The organism is Clostridium rhizosphaerae (assembly GCF_016765585.1).
GTDB classification, from domain to species: Bacteria; Bacillota; Clostridia; order Clostridiales; family Clostridiaceae; genus Clostridium_AT; species Clostridium_AT rhizosphaerae.
On record NZ_JAESWC010000002.1, the window covers coordinates 388,459 to 411,207 of the forward strand.

General features: G+C 31.5%; 23 protein-coding genes and 1 other RNA gene. 1 reads left to right on the forward strand and 23 read right to left on the reverse strand.

What is annotated here, in order from left to right; all coding sequences use genetic code 11:
• Positions 1-43: 43 nt before the first annotated feature.
• The 23 genes from JK636_RS05110 to dnaG form a co-directional block, all read right to left on the reverse strand.
• Complete coding sequence (locus JK636_RS05110; protein WP_202748741.1) at positions 44-1,474, reverse strand: coproporphyrinogen III oxidase; 1,431 nt, start codon at positions 1,472-1,474, stop codon at positions 44-46.
• A gap of 30 nt (positions 1,475-1,504) precedes the next feature.
• Entirely contained in the window at positions 1,505-2,119 is a 615-nt protein-coding gene (locus tag JK636_RS05115; protein ID WP_202747750.1) for an MBL fold metallo-hydrolase, read from the reverse strand.
• Positions 2,120-2,133: 14 nt separating this feature from the next.
• The gene (gene dtd / locus JK636_RS05120; protein ID WP_202747751.1) at positions 2,134-2,583 is read right to left on the reverse strand and encodes a D-aminoacyl-tRNA deacylase; all 450 of its coding nucleotides are present in this window, start codon (positions 2,581-2,583) and stop codon (positions 2,134-2,136) included.
• Positions 2,584-2,598: 15 nt separating this feature from the next.
• Positions 2,599-4,782, reverse strand: coding sequence for a RelA/SpoT family protein (locus JK636_RS05125; RefSeq protein ID WP_202747752.1), 2,184 nt, complete (start codon positions 4,780-4,782; stop codon positions 2,599-2,601).
• Positions 4,783-4,921: 139 nt separating this feature from the next.
• Positions 4,922-5,440 carry an adenine phosphoribosyltransferase gene (locus JK636_RS05130; protein ID WP_202747753.1) on the reverse strand — a complete coding sequence of 173 codons (519 nt, stop codon included), beginning with the start codon at positions 5,438-5,440 and terminating at the stop codon, positions 4,922-4,924.
• 226 nt (positions 5,441-5,666) lie between these two features.
• Positions 5,667-6,554 carry a protein translocase subunit SecF gene (gene secF / locus JK636_RS05135; RefSeq protein ID WP_202747754.1) on the reverse strand — a complete coding sequence of 296 codons (888 nt, stop codon included), beginning with the start codon at positions 6,552-6,554 and terminating at the stop codon, positions 5,667-5,669.
• A 5-nt stretch (positions 6,555-6,559) separates the two neighbouring features.
• On the reverse strand, positions 6,560-7,825 hold the full coding sequence (secD, locus tag JK636_RS05140) for a protein translocase subunit SecD (protein WP_202747755.1): 1,266 nt from the start codon (positions 7,823-7,825) through the stop codon (positions 6,560-6,562).
• 80 nt (positions 7,826-7,905) lie between these two features.
• A complete protein-coding gene (scfB, locus tag JK636_RS05145; RefSeq protein ID WP_202747756.1) occupies positions 7,906-9,267 on the reverse strand; it encodes a thioether cross-link-forming SCIFF peptide maturase in 1,362 nt (453 codons plus the stop codon).
• Positions 9,268-9,359: 92 nt separating this feature from the next.
• The gene (gene scfA / locus JK636_RS05150) at positions 9,360-9,497 is read right to left on the reverse strand and encodes a six-cysteine ranthipeptide SCIFF (protein WP_021657213.1); all 138 of its coding nucleotides are present in this window, start codon (positions 9,495-9,497) and stop codon (positions 9,360-9,362) included.
• A gap of 68 nt (positions 9,498-9,565) precedes the next feature.
• Positions 9,566-9,934 carry a TIGR04086 family membrane protein gene (locus tag JK636_RS05155; RefSeq protein ID WP_207751696.1) on the reverse strand — a complete coding sequence of 123 codons (369 nt, stop codon included), beginning with the start codon at positions 9,932-9,934 and terminating at the stop codon, positions 9,566-9,568.
• A gap of 90 nt (positions 9,935-10,024) precedes the next feature.
• A complete protein-coding gene (gene yajC, locus JK636_RS05160; protein ID WP_202747757.1) occupies positions 10,025-10,327 on the reverse strand; it encodes a preprotein translocase subunit YajC in 303 nt (100 codons plus the stop codon).
• A gap of 50 nt (positions 10,328-10,377) precedes the next feature.
• Positions 10,378-11,505, reverse strand: a complete 1,128-nt coding sequence (tgt, locus tag JK636_RS05165) for a tRNA guanosine(34) transglycosylase Tgt (RefSeq protein WP_202747758.1) — start codon at positions 11,503-11,505, stop codon at positions 10,378-10,380.
• A 23-nt stretch (positions 11,506-11,528) separates the two neighbouring features.
• Entirely contained in the window at positions 11,529-12,554 is a 1,026-nt protein-coding gene (gene queA / locus JK636_RS05170) for a tRNA preQ1(34) S-adenosylmethionine ribosyltransferase-isomerase QueA (protein WP_202747759.1), read from the reverse strand.
• A gap of 58 nt (positions 12,555-12,612) precedes the next feature.
• A complete protein-coding gene (ruvB, locus tag JK636_RS05175; protein ID WP_202747760.1) occupies positions 12,613-13,653 on the reverse strand; it encodes a Holliday junction branch migration DNA helicase RuvB in 1,041 nt (346 codons plus the stop codon).
• A gap of 10 nt (positions 13,654-13,663) precedes the next feature.
• Complete coding sequence (gene ruvA / locus JK636_RS05180) at positions 13,664-14,257, reverse strand: Holliday junction branch migration protein RuvA (RefSeq protein ID WP_202747761.1); 594 nt, start codon at positions 14,255-14,257, stop codon at positions 13,664-13,666.
• Between the two features lie 130 nt (positions 14,258-14,387).
• The gene (locus tag JK636_RS05185; RefSeq protein ID WP_202747762.1) at positions 14,388-14,978 is read right to left on the reverse strand and encodes a hypothetical protein; all 591 of its coding nucleotides are present in this window, start codon (positions 14,976-14,978) and stop codon (positions 14,388-14,390) included.
• Between the two features lie 63 nt (positions 14,979-15,041).
• Complete coding sequence (locus JK636_RS05190) at positions 15,042-15,254, reverse strand: (2Fe-2S)-binding protein (RefSeq protein ID WP_202747763.1); 213 nt, start codon at positions 15,252-15,254, stop codon at positions 15,042-15,044.
• Positions 15,255-15,437: 183 nt separating this feature from the next.
• Positions 15,438-15,819: RNase P RNA component class A (gene rnpB / locus JK636_RS05195), an RNA gene on the reverse strand.
• 85 nt (positions 15,820-15,904) lie between these two features.
• Positions 15,905-16,717, reverse strand: coding sequence for a Nif3-like dinuclear metal center hexameric protein (locus JK636_RS05200; protein ID WP_202747764.1), 813 nt, complete (start codon positions 16,715-16,717; stop codon positions 15,905-15,907).
• A complete protein-coding gene (locus tag JK636_RS05205) occupies positions 16,707-17,399 on the reverse strand; it encodes a tRNA (adenine(22)-N(1))-methyltransferase (RefSeq protein ID WP_202747765.1) in 693 nt (230 codons plus the stop codon). The genes JK636_RS05200 and JK636_RS05205 overlap by 11 nt, the downstream gene beginning before the upstream one ends.
• Positions 17,400-17,433: 34 nt before the next feature.
• Positions 17,434-18,315, reverse strand: coding sequence for a PH domain-containing protein (locus JK636_RS05210; RefSeq protein ID WP_202747766.1), 882 nt, complete (start codon positions 18,313-18,315; stop codon positions 17,434-17,436).
• 135 nt (positions 18,316-18,450) lie between these two features.
• Positions 18,451-19,515 carry an RNA polymerase sigma factor RpoD gene (rpoD, locus tag JK636_RS05215; RefSeq protein ID WP_202747767.1) on the reverse strand — a complete coding sequence of 355 codons (1,065 nt, stop codon included), beginning with the start codon at positions 19,513-19,515 and terminating at the stop codon, positions 18,451-18,453.
• Between the two features lie 23 nt (positions 19,516-19,538).
• Positions 19,539-21,311, reverse strand: a complete 1,773-nt coding sequence (gene dnaG, locus JK636_RS05220) for a DNA primase (RefSeq protein WP_207751697.1) — start codon at positions 21,309-21,311, stop codon at positions 19,539-19,541.
• Positions 21,312-21,649: 338 nt separating this feature from the next.
• On the opposite strand from dnaG, the gene JK636_RS05225 reads away from it, so the two are divergent.
• Positions 21,650-22,717: a CotS family spore coat protein gene (locus JK636_RS05225; RefSeq protein ID WP_202747768.1), complete on the forward strand. Its 1,068-nt coding sequence runs from the start codon at positions 21,650-21,652 to the stop codon at positions 22,715-22,717.
• The last annotated feature ends 32 nt before the right edge of the window (positions 22,718-22,749 follow it).

Genomic DNA, 22,749 nt, shown 5'->3' on the forward strand with positions numbered 1-22,749 from the left:
AGCATATATAATTTTTTATGTATGTTGATATTAAATAACTTGTTTATTTATACAACTCACTTAATAAGTTATTTTTTTTGCTTATCATTTCATCTATTCTATTTATGTATTCTCTTACATCCTTAACATTTCCATCTCTTTCTATTCTATTTTCCTTTGGAAATACGACTTTTGATACAGCATCTGCACCAAGAGCTATAATAGTTTGCTGCTCTTCAATCATTTCAATGTTATATATACCTTCTTTTGAAGATTTTGCATATCCCACATTCTCCATATTTCCAAACATATTTTTCTGTCTGTACATATAATAAGGCTTCATTTTCAGACTGTGAGCTAACTCAGCAGTTCTATCATACATTTTATTTATTTCTGATTGATTTATCTGTTCTAAAGCTCTATTCCGCAATATGTTTTCATGAAGCTTAGAAGCTCTTTTTATAGAAAGCCCGTGAACTGTAATGCTGTCTGGATTTAATTCGTATAATGCATTACAAGTGTTGTCTATATGACTCAACTTTTCACCTTCTAATCCAACGATAATATCCATATTTATATTATCAAAGCCTAAACTACGAGCCATATTGAACTTATTAACTACATCTGCAGAAGTATGATGTCTTCCTATCTTTTTTAAGGTTTCATCATTCATAGTTTGTGGATTGATACTTATTCTATGAACCTTATTTTTTTTCATGGTACGAAGTTTATTTTCAGTGATACTGTCTGGTCTACCGCACTCTACTGTAAACTCTTTAATATTTCTTCCCGAAATTAAATTTTTATAAATTATATTCATTATTGTCTCAAATTGCTGGTCGTTTACGGCAGTGGGCGTTCCTCCACCGAAGTATACACATTCTATATTTAGCCCTTTATCTTCAATAAACTTGGCAGCACTCTCTATCTCCTTTGAAAGAGCAGCTAAGTATGGTTCAACTATGTCAGCGCAGCTTCCTATAGGATTTGATGCAAAGGAACAGTAAAGACATCTTGTAGGACAAAATGGCATACCTATGTATATACTTACTGTATTAGTATCAAGATTAACAAATTCTTTTTCTAACTTAGCAATATCAATACATAACTGTGCTTTAGAAGTATTTGCTTTAAACTGTCTACTATAGTAATCTATTATTTCACTATCAGTCTTTCCCTTATTGATAAGATTTAAAGCTATCTTGCTAGGTCTTATTCCGATTAAAGTTCCCCATGGAAATTCAATGCCAGTTAAGCTGCTTAGAAAATTATAAACTGCAAGCTTTACAGCTTCCTTTAATTTAAAGTTTTCTTCCTTAATGAATTCGTAGCTCTTATCCATATACTTTATTACAATATTATTGTCATTGATAAGAATATCCATATCTGCATTATTATCTGTAAAAATAATTTCTTCTAAATTGTAAAATAGATTAATAATTTGAAATACATCATATCTATATTCTTGTTTGTTTAAATAAACTTTTATTATAATCACACCCTTATTAACTAATACCTTTATTATTTATATAAAAGGGTTATTCTCTCTTTCGTATCTTATACTCGTTTGAGGTCCATGTCCTGGATACACAATTATGTTATCGTCTAATAGCAGAAGCTTATTTTTTATACTGTCTATCAATGTATCGAAATTTCCTCCTCTTAAGTCCGTTCTTCCTATAGAACGCAAGAATAAAGTATCACCAGTAAACAAATTGTTTTCTATCAAAAAACATACACCGCCAAGTGTATGTCCCGGTGTTTCTATACAACTAATTTGACGATCCCCTAACTTAAAAACTTTGTCTTTATCCATATCTGAATTAAGCTCTACAACTGCACCTTTATATTTTAAAGGTCCAAACATGAATTCTCCATCTTCTATAAATTTTTTATCCATGCTATGAATATAAGCTGAAACTCTATATTTTTCTATTAATTCACCAACAGCACCAGTATGATCTGCATGACCATGCGTCAATAAAATGAATTTCACTTTAGCATCCATACTATCAATAAAACTGATTAAATCTTCAGCATCTCCGCCCGGATCAATTACTGCACATTCTTTTGTACTTTCATCAATTAATATATAACAATTGGCAGCATAAACTCCAGCTGGAATTCTTTTAATAATCATAATAATCCCTCCTACTAGAAGATTTTTTTACTATCTAATAAAAGTGTAACAGGTCCGTCATTTTCGATAAATACCTTCATATCAGCGCCAAAAATTCCTGTTTCAACTTTGCCTAAAATTTGGAGGCACTTATTAACAAATTCATTATACAAAACCTCTGCTTCTTTTCCAGAAAGAGCCTCCATAAAATTAGGTCTGCGTCCTTTTCTGCAATCACCATACAAAGTAAATTGGGAAACCACGAGAAGTTCCCCATTTACTTCTAAAAGAGATTTATTCATTTTACCGTTTTCATCCTCAAAAATTCTTAAATTAAGAATTTTATCTTTCAAATAGTCAATATCTTCAATTGTGTCATTTTTCTCAATCCCAAGCAGCACATTAAGCCCTTGCTGTATACTGCCTGTAATATTATTTTCAACTATTACTTTCGAAGATTTTACCCTCTGCACTACAGCTCTCACTTAATACCACTCCCATTATGATTTGGTTCTATAAATTTCAATTACTCCAGGTAACTTTTTTATTTTTTTCATTAAATCTTTTAAATGGTCAATATCTGATATTTTTAGTTTTATGTTAATAACCGCCATATTATTGCTGATAGCTTTCGCATTTACAGCACACAAATAAGTTTTTGTTTCAATAACTAATTCCATTACTTCGGAAAGAAGTCCTTCTCTATCATCAGCCTTAATCTGTATTTCAGTTATATAATCTGCACCCTTAGCCTGACCCCAATTTACCTCTACAATTTTATGATCATCATCATTAAATAATAAAGATACATTTTTACAGTCTTTTCTATGGATTGAAACACCTCTGCCTTTTGTTACATATCCAATAATATCATCTCCAGGTACTGGATTACAGCACTTTGCAAATCTTACTAAAATATTGCTTATTCCTTTTACAACAACACTGTGACTGGACAATTTACCTGTATTTGAGCTTTTAGAAGTACTCTTATTTATCTGTTCATCTACAATTTTATTATTCTGCAATTCCTGCTTATTGTTTTTTAAATAAGCATCTTTTAGTTTTGAAACAACTGTAGAAGCCATAATATCTCCCACAGCAACAGCTACAAAAATATCTTCCAGATTATTTAAATTATATCTTTTTATTAATAGGTCTACTCCATCACCTTTTGCAATCTCTCCAAAATTACAACCTTGTCTTTTAGTTTCTTTTTCGAGAATGTCTCTGCCTTTTACAATATTTTCATCTCTTTTTGCTCTCTTAAACCATGCTCTTATTTTGCTTTTAGCCTGATTACTTTTTGTTATATTAAGCCAATCTATACTTGGTCCTTTAGCTATAGTAGAAGTTAATACCTCTACTATTTCTCCTGTTTTTAATTTGTAATCAAGAGGTACCATACGTCCGTTCACCTTAGCTCCAATACACCTGTTTCCTACATCTGTATGTATTCTGTATGCAAAGTCTATAGGTGTAGATTCACTGGGCAAATTAATTACAGCACCTTTAGGAGAAAAAACAAAAACCTCATCTGAGAACAAATCGATTTTAAAACTCTCCATAAATTCTTCCGCATCTGAAGTATCTCTCTGCCACTCAAGCATATCTCTAAGCCAAGATAGCTTTGAGTCCAATCCAGTATTTGAACTGCTAACAGATTCTTTATACTTCCAATGAGCCGCTATTCCATACTCAGCAGTTTTATGCATTTCAAAAGTTCTAATCTGTATTTCAAAGGGTTTGCCTTGCTTTCCTATAACAGTAGAATGTAGTGACTGGTACATATTTGGCTTTGGCATAGCAATATAATCTTTAAATCTTCCAGGTATCGGCTTATACATAGTATGAACAATACCTAATGCAGCATAACAATCTTTAACACTGCCTACTAAAATTCTAAAGGCAGTAAGATCAAAGATCTGATCCAAAGTTTTATTTTTACTAACCATTTTTCTATATATACTGTAGAAATGTTTAGGTCTTCCTTCAATATCAGACACTATAGAAGCTTTTAGTAAATTATCCTTTAAATCATTGGTTGTTTCAGCTATATAGGCTTCTCTTTCAACTCTTTTTTCAGAAATTTTTTGTACTAAGTCATAGTATTCATTCGGATTAGTATACCTAAAAGCCAAATCTTCCAATTCCCATTTTATCTTTGATATTCCCAGCCTATGAGCTAATGGAGCATAAATGTCAAAGGTTTCTTTGGCAGTTTGCTTTTGCTTTTCAACAGGCCTGTACTTAAGTGTCCTCATATTATGAAGCCTGTCTGCAAGCTTTATTAAAATAACTCGTACATCCTTTGCCATTGCCAAAAGCATTTTTCTGACATTATCAGCCTGCTGTTCTTCCTTAGTCTTGAATTTTATCTTATCTAATTTAGTAACTCCATCCACTAAATCAGCAACTTCTAAATTAAATTCCCTTGCTAAGTCTTCATAATTATAAGGCGTATCTTCAATAACATCATGCAGCAGACCAGCTGCTATTGTATTTGTGTCCAAACCCATTTCTGCCAAAATGCTTGCAACTTCTAAAGGATGTATTATATAGGGCTCACCTGATTCACGTCTTTGATCTTTATGGGCGTCAAAGGCTAAATTATAAGCTTTTGTGATAAATTCTTTATTCACATTATTACAATTCTTATCTATTTTATCCATTAACCTACTTAGCATTTTGGCTACACTCCTAAAATCAAAGGCTGGTTAATTAAACCAGCCGTTCTTAATATTCTTATTATATAATATTGTGTAGAATTTTGCAATTTAAAATTATTATCAAAAACATATGATAAAATACTTGATACTCAAATCATTAGAATTCATATTGAACTAAAGATTTTATGTTGTAACCCTTTAATTTATCTCTACCATTAAGTCCAGTAAGTTCAATTACAAAATCAATTGAAACTAATTCTCCACCTACTTGTTCAACTAACTTAGCTACAGAACCTATAGTTCCGCCAGTAGCTAATAAATCATCAACAATAGCAACTCTTTGGCCTGGTTTAATAGCATCTTTATGAATTTCTAATTCATCGCTTCCATACTCAAGGTCATAACTTACACCAATTGTATCATAAGGAAGTTTACCTTTTTTTCTAACTGGTACAAAGCCAGCGCCCAAAGCATAAGCTACAGGAGCACCAAATAAAAAGCCTCTAGCTTCTGGACCTATAACTATATCTATGTTTTTATCTTTTAAGCTGTTAGCTATAGCATCAACTGTATATTTTAAAGCTTCTTTATCCTGAAGAAGTGTTGTAACGTCCTTAAAACTTATTCCTTCCTTTGGAAAATTTTCAATTACTCTAATTTTGTCCTTCAAATTCACTTATATTTCCCCCTTAAAAATCTATGTACATTTAAATATACGAACAATTAATAAAAATATACTTACTATTTTACTTCTACTAAGCTGAAATAATGCCATCCAATAAGAATTATTATTCCAACAGCACCTTAACATTATACATTAATTCTTTACAAATATTCAAGTTTAATTTTAATCTTTTTAAAAAATAAAGCTCCGGAAATAATAATCCGGAGCTTTAAAAAATTTAAGCAGCACTTCCAGCTCTTACTCTTTTAGTTCTCTTTTTTAGCATAACCCATATTGGACTTGCTATGAATATTGAAGAATAACACCCTGAAGCAATTCCAATTATAAGTGGGAATGCAAAATTTCTAACTGAAGGAACAAATATATAAACTGCAGTAATTGTAATCATAACAGTTAAAACAGTATTAACTGATCTTGTCATAGTTTGCGTTATACTTGCATTTGCAAGCTCAGTTATATTGTTTCTTCTCATGTATTTTTGATTTTCTCTAATTCTATCAAAAACAACTATTGTATCATTGATAGAATATCCAATTACAGTAAGCATTGCTGCTATAAATGCTGAATCTACCGGAACTTTAAATAAAGCATAAACTCCTAAGGTTATAAGAACGTCATGCAGCAAAGCTATAATTGCGGCTGCACCAAAGTTAAATTCAAATCTAATTCCTATATATATAAGCATTGCAATTGTGGCAAGAGCTAAAGCAAGCATCGCCTTTTGTTTCAATTCATTTCCTATAGAAGCACCTACCGTATCTTGATTTATTAAATCACTGTCTTTAAGTTCATATTTATCTTTTATTTCTTTAAATAAATTGGCAATATTTTCACCAGTTAAAGTATTACTCTTTATTTCAAGCTCTGGAGCTGTCTTGCCTTGAGGTACTGATTTATTAGTTAACGCATCAGTATCATATTTTTTAATTATTGCATCAACATCAGATTTATTGAAATCTTTTTTCATATCAATTCTTACAATGGTTCCGCCTTTAAAATCAATTCCATAATCAAGACCATTAACTGCAAGGCCTACAACTCCAGCTAGTATTACAGCTATTGACAAGCCAAACCAAAGCCAAGTTTTTTCTATAATTTTAAGCATTTGCTTTACCCCCTTCTAATATCGTGAACTCCAAATGTTCCTATAGTCCATTTCTTATTTAACAAGCCCATATTTACTGCGAGTCTCGTTAAATATCTTGTTACGGTAATAGCGGTGAACATACTTAAAAGTACACCGATAATAAGAGTTAAAGCAAATCCTTTAACAGAGCCTGAACCTAGTCCGTATAAAACCACACCAGAAATGATTGTAGTTATATTTGAATCCAATATTGAGGACATGGCTCTATGAAAACCAGCTTCAATTGCAGACTTTGGAGTCTTACCAGATTTTAATTCTTCTTTTGTTCTTTCAATTATAAGTACGTTTGCATCTACCGCCATACCAACAGTAAGAAGGAATCCAGCAATACCTGATAAAGTTAAAGTTGCGCCTATTGCTGAGAATAATCCAAGAAGAAGCACTATATAGAGCACTAATGCTATATTTGCAATTAATCCTGGCACTCTGTAGTATAAAAGCATGAATATAAATACTATTCCTATACCTACTTCTCCTGCTAAAATACTTTGAGGAAGGGCATTTGCTCCTAGAGTTGGCCCTACAACGTTAACTGATGCAGTCTTTAAAGTTACCGGAAGAGCTCCTGATTTTATAATTCCTGCAGTCTTCTTTGCTTCCTGCAAATCTTTGCTTCCTGTGATAACAGCTTTACCATCAGTTATTACTGCCTGAACTGTAGGATTGCTTATTATATCCTCGTCCATATATATTGCTATTGGCTGACCAATAAACTTTTGAGTTGCATCAGCAAATTTTTTAGTACCTGAAGCATTAAGCTCCAATCCAACAGTTGGTTTTCCCTGCTGATCTATATAAGCTGTAGCATCTTTAACATCGTCTTTACCAGTTAAAATTTCACTTTTATCCGGACCTACGAATTTTAAGTTTCCTGTCTTACCTACTGTATCAATAACTTCTTTAGTGTCAAATTTCCCTGGTATATCAATTCTTATTCTTTTACTTCCCTCTTGTGAAATAGAAGTTTCACTTACACCTAATTTATTAACTCTTAATGATAGCAGTTCAATAGTTCTATCTAAATCTTCTTTTTTAACAGTTTGATCACTTTCCATAAGCACAGAAATTCCGCCCTGAAGATCTAATCCTCTATTGATAGTTTCAGAAAATGGCTTAAACCTATAATCGCCAATTACAATACCTTTGGCTCCGCTATAAGCTAGAAAGAAAATTACTAATAAAGCAGCTACGAAAAAAATCGCACTTTTACTTTTTCCTTTAGTTTTCATCATTATCCCCCTTCGTATATTTTCATAGTGTTAATTATATAACCTTTACAAAAAATAGTCAACTTTAGGTAATTATGTTCTTATTTTTCCATTATTTTTGATTTTAATGCAATTGCACATTCAATTCTCTTCTTTTGCATGTCACACCCTAAATCATATGGTACGTGTATATCGCCATTGAAATTATAATTATTAGCTTGGCATCCACCACTGCAGTAGAATCTTGCCCAGCAATCCTTGCATTTTGGTTTGTTATATATATGAGCTTTCTTAAAGTTATCAGAAATATTCATATCAAGTGAGTTTTCAAATATTGTTCCCATTTTAAAAGCTTCGTTACCAACAAATTGATGACATGGATATACATCTCCATTTGGTGTTATTGCTACATATTCATGTCCAGCACCGCAGCCTGAAATTCTTTTATATACGCAAGGTCCTCCCTTTAAATCTATATTAAAATGATAAAATCTAAACTCATTATCCTCCGCATTTTTCTTCAAAAGAAATTCATATAGCTTGTCATACTGTTCAAATATTGTTGGTAGGTCTTCTTTTCTTAGTGATAGTTCATGTTCTTGCGGCAGAACTACCGGCTCAACAGAAACTTCCTTAAAACCTAAGTCAGCAAAATGCTTTACATCTTCATAAAAATCTGTATTTTCTCTTGTAAATGTACCTCTTACATAATACTGTTTGGATTTATCCCTTTTATCTACCATCTGTTTTATCTTAGGAAGAATTTTGTCATAGCTTCCACTTCCATCTGCTCTTACACGAACCTTATCATTTACTTCTTTTCTTCCATCAATACTTAATACTATGTTACCCATTTCCTTATCAATAAATTCCATAATTTCATCGTTTAGCAGGGTAGCATTTGTAGTCATAGTAAATCTTATTACCTTATTGTATATTTTTTCTTGCTGTCTGGCATAAGCAATTATCTCTTTAATTGTGTCAAATACAATTAAAGGTTCTCCTCCAAAAAGATCTATTTCTATATTTTTTCTAGGTCCTGACTTTTCTATAACAAAATCAATAGCTTTTTTACCAACCTCTAATGTTATGAGCTTTCTGCAGCCCTTATATTCTCCTTCATCAGCAAAGCAGTATTTGCACTTCAAATTACAGTCATGAGCAACATTTAAGCATAAAGCTTTTATAAAGGATTTTGAATTATCATTTAAAGCTATATCTTCATACAAATCTTTGCTGTATAGCATTTCTTGATTAATTAACTCTACAATTTCATCATAAGCCTCATTTATATCCTCTACAGAATATTTGTGTTTAAGACTTTCAATAAGTTCTCCCTTAGCTTTTAAGCTGTCATCATCCAAAATGTCAAAAACTAGTTCATCTATTTCATGTATTACTCCTGTATTTACATCAATAACATAGTAACTATCACCTTGTCTAAATTTGTGTACTAATGCCAATTTAACGTTTCCTCCCCATCATTGTAAAATAAATGTAATGTTCTCATTATAAAGTTAAAGCAGTAACTTAATGTTACTGCTTATGTTTTATATTAATTTTCACAAGCTAGATTAGCTACTGTGCAGGAAGTTTTGCATGCTGATTGGCAAGAATTAGCGCATTCCTTACATCCTGGTTTCTTCAAGCTATCTTTAATATTTGTTTTGTTTATTGTTGTAATATGTTTCATCCTTATTCCTCCATTCCTAAAACATTCCAACAAAATTATAGCATATGTTACCCCTAAAATAAAGTATTTTATAGATTAATTCCTAACATTCCTGACAGCGTTCCTGTAATTAGTGCTAAGAGTACTCTCCAAAGATCTTTTATAGCTAGTACATCTTTTCCGCCTATAACCGCTGCTATGTACACTATAATCATATAAAGTACTGATACTAAAAGCCCTACGAGCCAGCCTTTGCTATTAATCTTTTTTGTAGCATAAACGCATCCATATATTATGCTTATCATTGATGTTATTAATATACATACTGAAAGCGCGCTTTCTCCTATGCTGCTAAAAGTTTGTATAAGAGCTAAGATAAAGGCTATTATTATTGTTAAGACACATCCTCTTAGTACCCCTTTTCCTATGTATACATATTTTTTTCCGATTCCCTCCAATGCTTGGCACCCCCATAAAATTATTTAAATAAAAACATCTACTTTCTACTACTTATTTATGTAGAAAATAGATGTTTTATGATAATTTTATTATTTATCTTTTATTTCTTTAGCTTCTTTTATATCATTTGCACTGCTGTTAAGTATATTGGATATACCGTTTTTATCCAACTTAATCCTCGCTCTATCTGGACCTGTTTCAAATACTACATATGTATCCTGAATATTTATGATTTTTCCCATTATTCCTCCTCTAGTCATAATTTCATCATTAACTTTTAAGCTATTAAGCATAGAAGAGTATTTCTTTTTTCTTTTACTTTCTGGTAAAAATATAAAAAGATAAAAAAGAGCTATCATTAATACAAATGGTAATAAACCTACTAAATTCATGCTTATTCCTCCTTTCTGTTTAAAGTATAATAATTATACCACTTAGTATATTATTTTTCATTCCAATCGTGTAATTTTTCGTTCTTAAATTCTTCGAAGTAATCTCCATCTATTGCTGTTCTTATGTCTTTCATAAGCTTATTATAAAAATACAAATTATGAAGTACGCACAACCTCATTGCAAGCATTTCCTTAGCCTTAAAAAGATGTCTAATATAAGCTCTTGTATAGTTTTGACAGGTAGGACATTGACATCCCTCATCTATAGGCTTAGAATCCAACTCAAATTGTGCATTCATTATATTAATCTTACCATTCTTAGTAAACACATGTCCGTGTCTTCCATTTCTGGCTGGTAAAACACAGTCAAAAAAGTCTACTCCTCTTGAAACAGCCTCAAGTATGTTTGCAGGAGTTCCCACACCCATAAGATAAATAGGCTTATCCTCAGGAAGATATGGAACAACCGCATCTATAATTCTGTACATTTCCTCATGAGTTTCCCCAACAGCTAAACCTCCTATGGCATATCCGTCAAGGTTCATCTTTGATATAGTCTTTGCATGCTCAATTCTTATATCTTCATAAACCCCGCCTTGATTTATTCCGAACAACATTTGCTTAGGATTTATAGTACCTTCTAGCGAATTCAGCCTATCCATCTCATCTTTACATCTTTTAAGCCATCTTGTTGTTCGCTCAACAGACTGAACTACATATTCTTTTGGTGAAGGATTAGGGATACACTCATCAAAGGCCATAGCAATAGTAGATGCTAGATTGCTTTGAATCTGCATGCTTTCCTCTGGTCCCATAAATATCTTTCTTCCATCTATATGTGAATTAAAGTATACTCCTTCTTCTTTAATCTTTCTAATACCTGATAATGAAAACACCTGAAATCCACCTGAATCAGTAAGTATAGGTCTATCCCAATTCATAAACTTATGAAGCCCGCCTAGTTCCCTTATCACTTTGTCTCCAGGCCTAAGATGTAAATGATATGTATTTGATAATTCTACCTGACATCCTATTTCTTTTAAATCGACAGAAGATACTGCACCTTTTATAGCTGCCAGTGTACCGACATTCATAAAAACCGGTGTCTCTATAACTCCATGAGGAGTTTTGAATTGTCCTCTTCTTACTTTTCCACTTTTCTTAAGTAACTTATACAAATTGCCACATCCTTTATTTAAAACTATTTTATAAACATAGCATCTCCAAAACTAAAAAAACGATAATTATCTTTTACTGCAGTATTATAAGCATTCATTATAATATCTCTACTAGAAAAAGCACTTACAAGCATAATTAAAGTTGATTCAGGAAGATGAAAATTAGTTATAAGAGCATCAACAATTTTGAATTTATAGCCAGGAAATATAAATATATCTGTCCAACCCGATTGTTCTTTTACTCTTCCACTTTCATCTGCTATAGTCTCAAGAGTCCTATTTGAGGTAGTACCCACCGCTATAACTCTTTTTCCATTAGCTTTCGCACTATTTATTGTATCAGCTGTTTCTTTTGACATTACATAATACTCCGAATGCATTGTATGTTCCTCAACCGTTTCTGCTTTTACAGGTCTAAATGTACCAAGCCCAACATGCAAAGTAACAAAAGCTATATTAACACCTTTTTCTTTAATATTTTTTAAAAGTTCTTCTGTAAAATGCAGACCTGCAGTAGGAGCAGCTGCAGAGCCGACTTCTTTTGAATAAACGGTCTGATATCTCTCTTTATCTTCTAAGGTTTCTTTTATATAAGGAGGCAAAGGCATTTGTCCAAGTCTATCTAATACCTCTTCAAAAATTCCATCATATTCAAACTTGACAACTCTATTTCCTTCCTCGCCTAAAGATATAACTTCAGCTTTCAGTTCTCCATTACCAAAAGTAAATCTCGAACCAATTTGAGCTCTTTTTCCGGGCTTTACAAGTGTTTCCCATCTATCCTTGTCAATTCTCTTAAGAAGGAGAAACTCCATCTTACCACCTGATCCCTCTTTACTACCTATAAGCCTTGCCGGCATAACCCTAGTATTGTTCAAAACCAAGCAATCTCCTGGATGTAAATAGTCTATAATATCTTTAAATATTTTACTTTCTATTTTACCAGTATTTTTATCAACAACCATTAATTTTGATTCATCACGATTTTTAAGCGGATGCTGAGCAATTAATTCCTCAGGCAAATCAAAGTAAAAGTCTTTAACTTCCATATCTTCACCCTCTTCTTTAGTAGTTATTAAGCATATATACAAAAATTGTTGCTATTCTTTAAACTTTATTATTATTGAAAAATGAAAATTGATTTATATCCTTTGTGTCTTTACTGCGTTTTAAGTGCTTATATGCTTTATCAGTTGCCATTCTACCCCTTGGAGTTCTAATAATAAACCCCTTCTGCAGTAGATATGGCTCATAAACATCTTCTATAGTATCTAGTTCTTCTCCTATAAAATACGACAGAGTCTCAAGGCCTACTGGTCCTCCATTAAAATTATCTACTATAGCTTCTAAAATTCTATTATCTATCCTATCAAAACCTTCACTATCAACATCTAATAGCTCTAAGGCAGCTTTTGCAATATCAAAATCTATTGTACCATTTCCTTTAACGTCAGAATAATCTCTAACTCGCTTCAATAGCCTGTTTGCTATTCTCGGAGTTCCTCTTGATCGTCTAGCTACTTCAAAAGATGCATCCTCTGATATTGGTACGGATAATATTTGTGCAGATCTAGTTATTATTTCTTTAAGCTCCTTGTCCTCATAAAACTCCATAGAACAAAGCACTCCAAATCTGTCTCTAAGAGGTGCAGTTAACAGTCCAACTCTCGTTGTAGCACCTATTAAAGTAAATTTAGGAAGATCTATTCTAATAGATTTAGCTGATGCACCTTTTCCTATTACAATATCTAATGCGTAATCCTCCATAGCTGGATAGAGTATTTCTTCTACATTCCTATTTAATCTATGTATTTCATCAATAAACAAAACATCAAAATCACTAAGACCAGTTAGAATTGCAGCCAAATCACCTGCTCTCTCTATTGCAGGACCTGAAGTGATTTTTAGACTTCCTTTCATTTCCTTTGCAATTATATTTGCAAGAGTGGTTTTGCCAAGGCCTGGGGGCCCATAAAGCAGTACATGATCCAGTGCTTCATTTCGTTTTTTAGCAGCTTCTATAAATATATGAAGCTTTTCCTTAACTTTATTCTGCCCAATATACTCCCTCAAATTCTTCGGTCTCAAGCTATATTCTATATCATTATCTTCTTCCTTATTTAAAGCAGTTAACATCCTATCTTCCATATGTACTCCTTTAGCTCATTAAAAACTTTAAGCTATCTTTAATAATAGTCTCAATTGGCTCCTGCTTATTAACTTTTTCAAGTGCCTTTTCAGCTTCTTTTTCTGAATACCCTAATGCAATTAAAGCTTCTAGAGCTTCTGATAAATTTTTATTAAATGATGAAGTGGATATATTGACACCTGCATCTTTAATAAACTCATCATTTTTAAATTTATCTCTAAGTTCCAATATAATTCTTTGAGCTGTTTTTTTCCCTATTCCTGGAGCTCTCGTTAAGGTTTTTTCATCACCCGTTAAAATAGCATATTTTAAATTATTTACATTACTTATTGATAACAATGATAGTGAGGCTTTTGCACCCACGCCAGTTATACCTAAAAGTAAATTAAACATATTAAGTTCTTCTCTTGTCAAAAATCCATAAATTCCTATAAAATCTTCTCTCACAATTTGCTGTAAAAATAATTTTACTTTTTCGTTAACTCCCGGCATGTTTGCGAGAGTATTTCCTGAAGTATAAACCTTATAACCTATATCATTATTCTCAATTATAATATAATCTTTATTAACCCCAGCAAAAATTCCATTTATATATTCGTACAAATTACTCACACCCTTCAGCCTATAAGTAGTTCAATAGTATCAAATACAATTTGCAATTATTATGTTTGTCTTTTGATTCATATATTACTTTATCATTTTATCAGATTTAATTCAATAAAAAAGCTTGGGACTATGAACTATATTCCCCAAGCTTTTCTTCTGCTTCTTCTCTTGTATTAAATTCGAAATACTTTGACCCTTTTACTAAAAGATTATACTCTCCTTGTGTTGGTACTTTTACATTTGATATATCTCTATTTTCATCTTCTATGTATAGATTGCCATTAGCATCTGTTCTGTAAATTACAAAGCATTCACCCTGAACTCCTAACACATATTTATTTGGGGCGTAGCTTTCAATCTTTTTATATAGAGTTACAGAAGATGAAGTCATTGCCTCAACCGTATAACCATCTTTTTCTAAATCACTTTTAGTTTTACCTATATATTCTGATGCATTTACATCTTTAGTAACTATACTTCCACTTTTAGTATACTCTATTTTAAGCGTAACCTTTGTATTTGACTTTATTGCATCTTCAGAGTTAACATTTGAGGATGTATATTTATCACTACTATTTTCTGATAAATTACTATCCTTAATATACTTTTCCTGAGCATTAGTAAATCTTTTAACACCCCAGGTAAAGCTTACTATAAAAGCTATAGATAAAAATGCTATAATTCCTGATGCAATTAATATATTCTTTCTTTGTAACATAATATCACTCCCTACGTGGTATTATGTCCAAATATTGATTAATTATACAAACATATACAAATTTTATTCAGCAAAGTCTTCAATAAGCTTTTCTATTTTAGGGGTACATCTTCTTCCGCAGCAGGCTCCTGAGCCTGCACCAGTCGCTGCCTGCACCTCTTTTACTGTTTTAGCGCCATTTTTAATAGCCCTTTTCATAGTTGCTCTTGAAATAGCTTTGCATAAACAAACTTTGGTTAATTTATCTATTATCTCTTCATTTAAATTTTGTTCCATAATTTTCTCCTTTCAGTCGAAACACTGGGTAGTTTAGAGTGCTCGTTTCCCTTCGGGTACTGGGCAACTTAAAACATTCGCTTCGCTCATAAGTTGCCCGTTAAAGTCCATTTGGGACTTTAGCCTCCTAGAAATATTTTAAAAAGAAAGACATCAAGCTTAAACCTGATGTCTTTCATATTATGGCTGAGTAATCCTATAAGCCGAGTTCTGTATTAGACGGTCATCTATCTAGGCCTATTATTACCAATAGACTCAAGCGACACACCCGAAGGCGGAGCGGGCAGCTCCTTCATCTTTAAAAGATGATGCCTTCCTATTCGGTCTTGCTCCAAGTGGGGTTTACATAGCCGCAAAGTCGCCATTGCGCTGGTGAGCTCTTACCTCGCCTTTCCACCCTTACCGAAGCAATAAAATATTGCTTCGGCGGTATATCTCTGTTGCACTTTCCTTAGAGTCGCCTCCACTGGGGGTTACCCAGCACTCTGCCCTGTGGAGCTCGGACTTTCCTCTCCTTGACTTCTAAATCAAATTAGAATCAAGCAGCGACCATCTGGGTTACTCAACGATTATTATATTATCACAATTACTTTTATAAAGCAATTAATTTTTATACCATATATGGCACTTCAAATTATATAATGTAAAAATTAAGTAAATTTATAAGGTGATTTGCATCTTTCTGACAAAATTATTGGATTAGAATAACCCAATTTATTTAATTTATCTTTTAACATTCCAGCAAAACACTTCATTGGAGGCCATTCCGTTTCGAAGTGACCTGCATCTATAATACCTATACCCATCTCACTATAATCACTTACATAATGATATGTTGTATCTCCCGTGAGAATACAATCAGCACCAGCATTAAATGAAGACTTAAAATAATCCTCACCACTTCCGTTAATTATAGCTAATTTTCTTATTGTCATATCCTCGTTGCCTGAAAACTTAATATACGGAATACCTAGTTTGTTTTTAATTATTTCACAAAGTTCTAGTAGTGTATATGGTTTCTCAAGGCTAACTAATCTTCCAATACCTTGATTAGATGTACTATCACTTTGATAAGAATCATCAATTATTGTCCAACTTGTATACCCTAAAAGTTCAGCTACAATATCATTTAATCCTCCTCTGACAATGTCAAGATTAGTATGTGCAGCATAAACATTAATATTATTTTTTATAAGTTTTATTATTTTTCTTCCTAACAGAGTTTCTGTGGTAATGCTCTGCGGCTTATTAAATAGCAGTGGATGATGTGTAATTATCAAGTTGCAATTTTTTAATACTGCCTCATCTATTACCTCTAAAGTACAATCTAATGCGACAAGTATTGAGGAAACTTCGTCTTGTAAGTTTCCAACCATCAAACCTACATTATCATAGCTTTCTTTAAAATGTTCCGGAGAAATTTCGTCCATGATACTTTTCACATCAAGTACTTTAAGACTCATTTATAAGCAGCTCCTTTAGTTGTTTAATTTTATCCATAACTTCAACTTTTCTTATTTTAGCATTATCAGTACTATCTAAAATACTATTATATATCTTATAATATTTTTCGAGTTTAAAATTAATATATTTATTTACTAAAGGATGTTTCTTATCAATCAATTTCTTTCCAATTTCATAGTAGATAGGCGAAACAGCTAACTTACTTCTACTATACTTAACTTTTATAATTTCATAAAACTTACCTTCATCGATGCACAACTCTTCATCTAAGATTGTGAACCCTTTGCTGTAAATGTACTCTCTTAATATGTCAGGATTTTGTACTGGTTGAAAAACGCAATAATTCAGTTCCTTAAATACATCCATTCCTTCTTCAACTATATCTCTTATTAAGTTTCCGCCCATTCCAGCTATTACTGCGGATTGTACTTCTAGAGGTGCAATTGTAGAAAACCCTCCCCCTAGACGGCATTCGATCTTATCCTCCAAATTTTCGATAACAATATTTTTTAATGCTTTTTCAACAGGACCTTTATTAATATCCGAAGCTATTGCATATTTGCAGACGCCTTTCTTTACCAAATGGATAGGAAGATATGCATGGTCTGTACCGATGTCAGCTATAGCATCACACTTTTCAATTATCGAAGCTATACTTTTTAGTCTAAAACTTAGTTCCATTTTGCCTCCCAAAATTATACTTAAAATTGTCTATTTATCTGAAGGTAACAATGATTCTTATCTGTATTATTAAAAATGCTGCTGCGATTACTAAAGATGCATAAATAAACTTTTTTGATGATTTCTTATCATATTTTGCATAAAAATGAGATGCGTAATACATGCAAAATTGTATAGCCATATTTAAAACACCATATACCATCTGATTAAATGCAAACTGCTTTCCTGTTCCATATTCTACTGGTAGAAAAGACGAATCAAAATTTAATGGCATTTTAAGAGGAAGTTTGTTCATTAAATATAACATAAATGGGTTTAAAGTTAGAACTGTAACAATTAAAGTTACAATTATAAAAGGTATCATAAAGGATTTGTCCTTATGAAGATTATTATCCTTAGCGTATTTATGTTCCCAATCTATAATATTAATATTTTTGTTTTTTAACAATTCTTCAAACTTTAAATACTCCGTTGGTGAAACAGCATAGTTGAAATCTCCTGATTTTAGGTAAAAAATATTTTTATTTGATGTAACATACATACTAGTTGTACCAATTTTTTTTATAACCGATTTTCCAATAGCAAAATAATTGGTACCGAAACCTGATAATTTTATTCCATTAATATTGCCTCTATTAATCTTATAGCCTTCTATATCTCCAAAAACAATTTTTCTTCTTTTTACAATACTGTTAATATATATAAATTCATCATCAACATCATATTTTAATGTCCCTATTAAAAGTATATAATATAATTCATAAATATTAAAAACAAAAAGGGAAACTTTTAAAAGGCTTATAAGCACATAAGACTGAACAAATATTAAGGCTATAATTATTATAATGTTATACAAAATCATAGTACCTAAAATATGATAAAATCCATATCCTCTTTCTGGTTTATATCTTACCATTTCATCACCCCTTGAACATCATTATATCATATAAATTTAATTATTAAAAACCTTATCATAATTTTAGTATAGCCTTCTTAACCATTCTTTGAAAATAATTATAAAAAATGAAAAAGCACCGATAGTGTTAGGTGCTTAATCAAGGTAATCTTTTAATTTTTTACTTCTACTTGGATGTCTAAGCTTTCTAAGTGCTTTTGCTTCTATTTGTCTTATTCTTTCTCTTGTAACATTAAATTCTTTTCCAACTTCCTCAAGTGTTCTTGCTCTTCCATCATCTAATCCAAATCTTAGTCTTAAGACCTTCTCTTCTCTTGGTGTTAATGTATCAAGAACATTTATAAGCTGTTCTTTCAACATAGTAAAAGCAGCAGCTTCTGCTGGCGCTGGAGCTTCATCATCTGGAATAAAGTCTCCTAAATGACTGTCTTCTTCTTCACCAATAGGTGTCTCTAAAGAAACTGGTTCTTGAGCTATCTTCATAATCTCACGGACCTTATCAACAGGCATTTCCATAACTTTTGCTACCTCTTCCGGCTGAGGTTCTCTTCCAAGTTCTTGAAGCAATTGTCTTGATACCCTTATAAGCTTATTAATAGTTTCAACCATATGTACAGGTATTCTTATTGTTCTTGCTTGGTCAGCAATAGCCCTAGTTATTGCCTGCCTTATCCACCAAGTTGCATAAGTACTAAACTTAAAACCCTTTCTGTAGTCAAATTTTTCAACTGCTTTAATAAGACCTAAATTACCTTCTTGAATTAAATCTAGGAAAAGCATACCTCTTCCTACATACCTTTTTGCAATACTAACTACAAGTCTTAAATTAGCTTCTGCAAGTTTCTTTTTTGCTACTTGATCTCCAGCTTCTATTCTATTAGCAAGTTCTATTTCATTTTCTGGAGATAAAAGAGGCACCTTTCCTATCTCTTTTAAGTACATTCTTACCGGATCATCTATGGCAATTCCTTCTGGTATAGATAAATCAAGTTCTTCTTCTGGAACATCGGCATCCTGCATATCACCTATAACATCAATACCCATATTTTCTAACACTTCGTAAATCTTTTCTATTTGTTCTGGATTTAAATCTATTTCTTCTAGTTCATCCATTATTTCCTTATAAGTTAGGGTACCAGTTTTCTTCCCTTTTTCTATAAGTTTTTTTACCAATTGCATTTTTGCACCTTTATCTTTCATTACATTGCCTCCTTCCACAGCAATTACAGCTTAGAGAGTTCCTTTTCTGTTTCAACTAGCTGCTTAGCTAATTGTAGGGATTCTTCAAGAGTATTATTTTTTTCACACTGTTTAATTCTGGATATGATACTTTTTTTATTTTCTTCTAATCTATATTTTCTAAGTTCTTTAAAACAATCATTAACAAATGCAATATAGTCATTATCTTTATATATTAAATCAAATTCTAGTATATTTATCCATTCTTTAGAAGACTCTACGTCTGTGCATTTTGCCTCGACATGCTTCTGTCTTTCAATCATATCGTAATCAGTATATTCACAAATTAAAGAAAATATCTTCTTATGGGTTTGATTAATTAAATCATTAATATCAAAGTTATCTCTAACGTAATCATACACTTCTTTTCTCTCGTGCATAAGTTTTAAAATACTTCTCTCAGCTTTCATATATATAGGCTCTAGATATAATTTTTGTCCAAAATCACCCTCTATATTCACAACAACATCCTTACTTACATTTTTTTGTATTTTTCCGCTGATTAAGTCGTAAATTGCTTGTTCTTTTATTCCTGTTTCCTCAGATATTTTTTTAATATAAATATCTTGTGTCACAGAGTCCAAATCAGAAATAATAGTAGCAGCATTTTTAGCATAAGATATAAGCTCCTCAGAATTATTCAAATTAAAATTTTCCTTTTCCTTTTTTAGTCTATAATCTATAAGAGGCAAAGCTCCACTAATCAGCTTTTCAAAAGCTTCCCTTCCATTAACTCTTATAAATTCATCAGGATCTTTACCCTTAGGTACTGTTAGCACTCTAATATCAAAGCCCTCATTCTTAAGTATTTCAAGACCTCTTATAGTAGCATTTTGACCTGCTAAATCCGCATCATAGGATATTATTACCTTGTTAACATACTTCTTTAAAAGCTTTGCCTGATATGTTGTCAGTGCTGTACCTAATGAAGCTACAACATTAGTAACACCATACTGATGAAGAGATATACAATCCATATAACCTTCTACAATAATAATCATTTTTTCTTTAAGATTTTTTATCGCAAAGTTCAATCCGTAAAGATTTGTTCCCTTCTTAAATATATTAGTTTCTGGCGAATTAAGATATTTAGGCTTAGAATCATCCAATACTCTTCCGCCAAACCCAATAACCTTACCTTTATAGTCAAAAACCGGAAATATAACTCTATTACGAAACCTATCGTAGAATCTATTATTTTGATTTTTAATTATTAGTCCAGCATTAAGCATATCAAGTTCAGTATACCCCTTATGCTTAAGAAAATTCATCAGTCCATTCCAGCTGTCAGGTGCGAAACCTAAACCAAAATGCCTTATGGTATTTTCTGATATGCCCCTATTGGTAAAATAACCAGCTGCTGTTTTAAATTTTTTGATATTAGCAAAAAAGTATCTTGCTGCTTCAACATTAATTTTATATAGTTTTTGGGTTGCTTCTTTTTCCTTAACCGCCTTAGGATTTTCACTTTCTATTTCAATATTAGCTCTTTCAGCGAGAAATTTCACAGCTTCGGCAAATTCCAAATTCCTGTTTTTCATTATAAATGTGATTACATTTCCACCTTCACCACATCCAAAACACTTGTATATCTGCTTATCCTGAGTAACAGTAAATGATGGGGTCTTCTCATGATGAAAAGGGCATAATCCTGCAAAATATTTTCCCGCTCTCTTTAACCTCACAGTTTCAGAGATAACATCAACTATATCATTGCTGTCTTTTACCTTCTGGATGATTTCTTCAGATATTATCAAGAAAATCCTCCTACCTAACTTTTATTTTCCGACAAGATTATTTATATTCGACAAAAATAACTATAATCCTTCTTTAAATTGATTTTTTTTTATTTGTATAATATATTCTTTAAAAATATTAAAAATCCTTCCTCTTTAGACAAATATTATTTTACCCATTATATAGCAAATTTTATTCTTTTGTTTGAAAAATATTACAAACTCTGGTACATGAATCTTAAAATTACTCAATATGAAGTATTCTATATTATTATCAAAATCCCTTTTTTTATTTAATATGTATATTATAAAAACTTTTTTAATATCATATAGTGATATCGCTATTAAGGAGTGTTATTATGCCCTATGAGGCAACATCATATAGTGTAAATTTATTATCTGAAGATAATGTAAGAAAACATGTCCTTCCTTATTATGGATTAAGCAACTCAGAGGTGACACAAGTAAAATTTAAGGATACAGAAAAACAAAGAGCTGTATATAAGGTTTCACAATTGGAAAAAGATTATTGTTTAAAAAAAATATACTTTTCATTAGAGGATTTACTATTTGTATATTCAGCAATTGAATGGCTCTATAGAAATGATGTAAAAGTACCTAGAATTCTTCCCACAAAAGATGGCGGTCGATTTGTATGTTATGAAAATATGCTCTTTATACTAACACCTTGGATTGATGGTGAAAAATGCAGCTATGATAATATACAAAATGTTTTGGATGCAAGTACAAATCTGGCAAAGATACATAAACGCACAGAACTATTTAACGCAATTGAAGGCAGCAGCACCAGAGAGGAATTTGAAGATATATATTCTTCATTAAGTAAACACTTTCAACAACTGCTAATATGTTCAAATAATGCTTTTAAATATGGAGATAAATTCTCTAAAGTATTTCTTCAATTTTTTGAGGTTAACTTAACGTTAGCCCAAATCTCTATGCATATTTCATCAACAATAGACAGTAACAATCTTAAAAAGTGCCTCTGCCATTTAGATTATGTTAATAAAAATATAATCTTTGATAAACATGGAGATATTTGGACTATAGATTTTGATAAATGTAGATTTGACTATCGAGTACACGATATTTCATATTTCTTTAGAAGACTTTTGAAAAGAGATAATACAAAATGGGATCTTGAACTAACTATTAATTGTTTAAAACTTTATGAAGAAAATAATCCATTAACATTAGATGAATTTAAAGCATTGATTGTTTACTTAGCATTTCCACAAAAATTTTGGAAAATTTCTAGAGATTATTATAATAATATAAATAAATGCAATAAGAATTCATTTATAACCGTATTAAGCAAAACCAGTGCTAAATCAGACTCACAGCTACAATTTATTAGAGACTTAATAAATTACGTTGAAAATAGGTTTCAGGTTAAATTATTATAATATAAATAAAATCACCAGATTTCTCTGGTGAT

Coding starts and splice junctions, on each gene's coding strand:
- JK636_RS05225 (WP_202747768.1), top strand. CDS start 21,650: ATGCCCTATGAGGCAACATCATATAGTGTAAATTTATTATCTGAAGAT.
- JK636_RS05185 (WP_202747762.1), bottom strand. CDS start 14,978: ATGTTACAAAGAAAGAATATATTAATTGCATCAGGAATTATAGCATTT.
- JK636_RS05200 (WP_202747764.1), bottom strand. CDS start 16,717: ATGAGTCTTAAAGTACTTGATGTGAAAAGTATCATGGACGAAATTTCT.
- JK636_RS05115 (WP_202747750.1), bottom strand. CDS start 2,119: ATGATTATTAAAAGAATTCCAGCTGGAGTTTATGCTGCCAATTGTTAT.
- queA (WP_202747759.1), bottom strand. CDS start 12,554: ATGGAAGTTAAAGACTTTTACTTTGATTTGCCTGAGGAATTAATTGCT.
- rpoD (WP_202747767.1), bottom strand. CDS start 19,515: ATGAAAGATAAAGGTGCAAAAATGCAATTGGTAAAAAAACTTATAGAA.
- yajC (WP_202747757.1), bottom strand. CDS start 10,327: ATGAATTTAGTAGGTTTATTACCATTTGTATTAATGATAGCTCTTTTT.
- JK636_RS05125 (WP_202747752.1), bottom strand. CDS start 4,782: ATGCTAAGTAGGTTAATGGATAAAATAGATAAGAATTGTAATAATGTG.
- scfA (WP_021657213.1), bottom strand. CDS start 9,497: ATGAAACATATTACAACAATAAACAAAACAAATATTAAAGATAGCTTG.
- secD (WP_202747755.1), bottom strand. CDS start 7,825: ATGAAAACTAAAGGAAAAAGTAAAAGTGCGATTTTTTTCGTAGCTGCT.
- JK636_RS05210 (WP_202747766.1), bottom strand. CDS start 18,315: ATGGTAAGATATAAACCAGAAAGAGGATATGGATTTTATCATATTTTA.
- JK636_RS05205 (WP_202747765.1), bottom strand. CDS start 17,399: ATGGAACTAAGTTTTAGACTAAAAAGTATAGCTTCGATAATTGAAAAG.
- ruvB (WP_202747760.1), bottom strand. CDS start 13,653: ATGGAAGATAGGATGTTAACTGCTTTAAATAAGGAAGAAGATAATGAT.
- secF (WP_202747754.1), bottom strand. CDS start 6,554: ATGCTTAAAATTATAGAAAAAACTTGGCTTTGGTTTGGCTTGTCAATA.
- JK636_RS05190 (WP_202747763.1), bottom strand. CDS start 15,254: ATGGAACAAAATTTAAATGAAGAGATAATAGATAAATTAACCAAAGTT.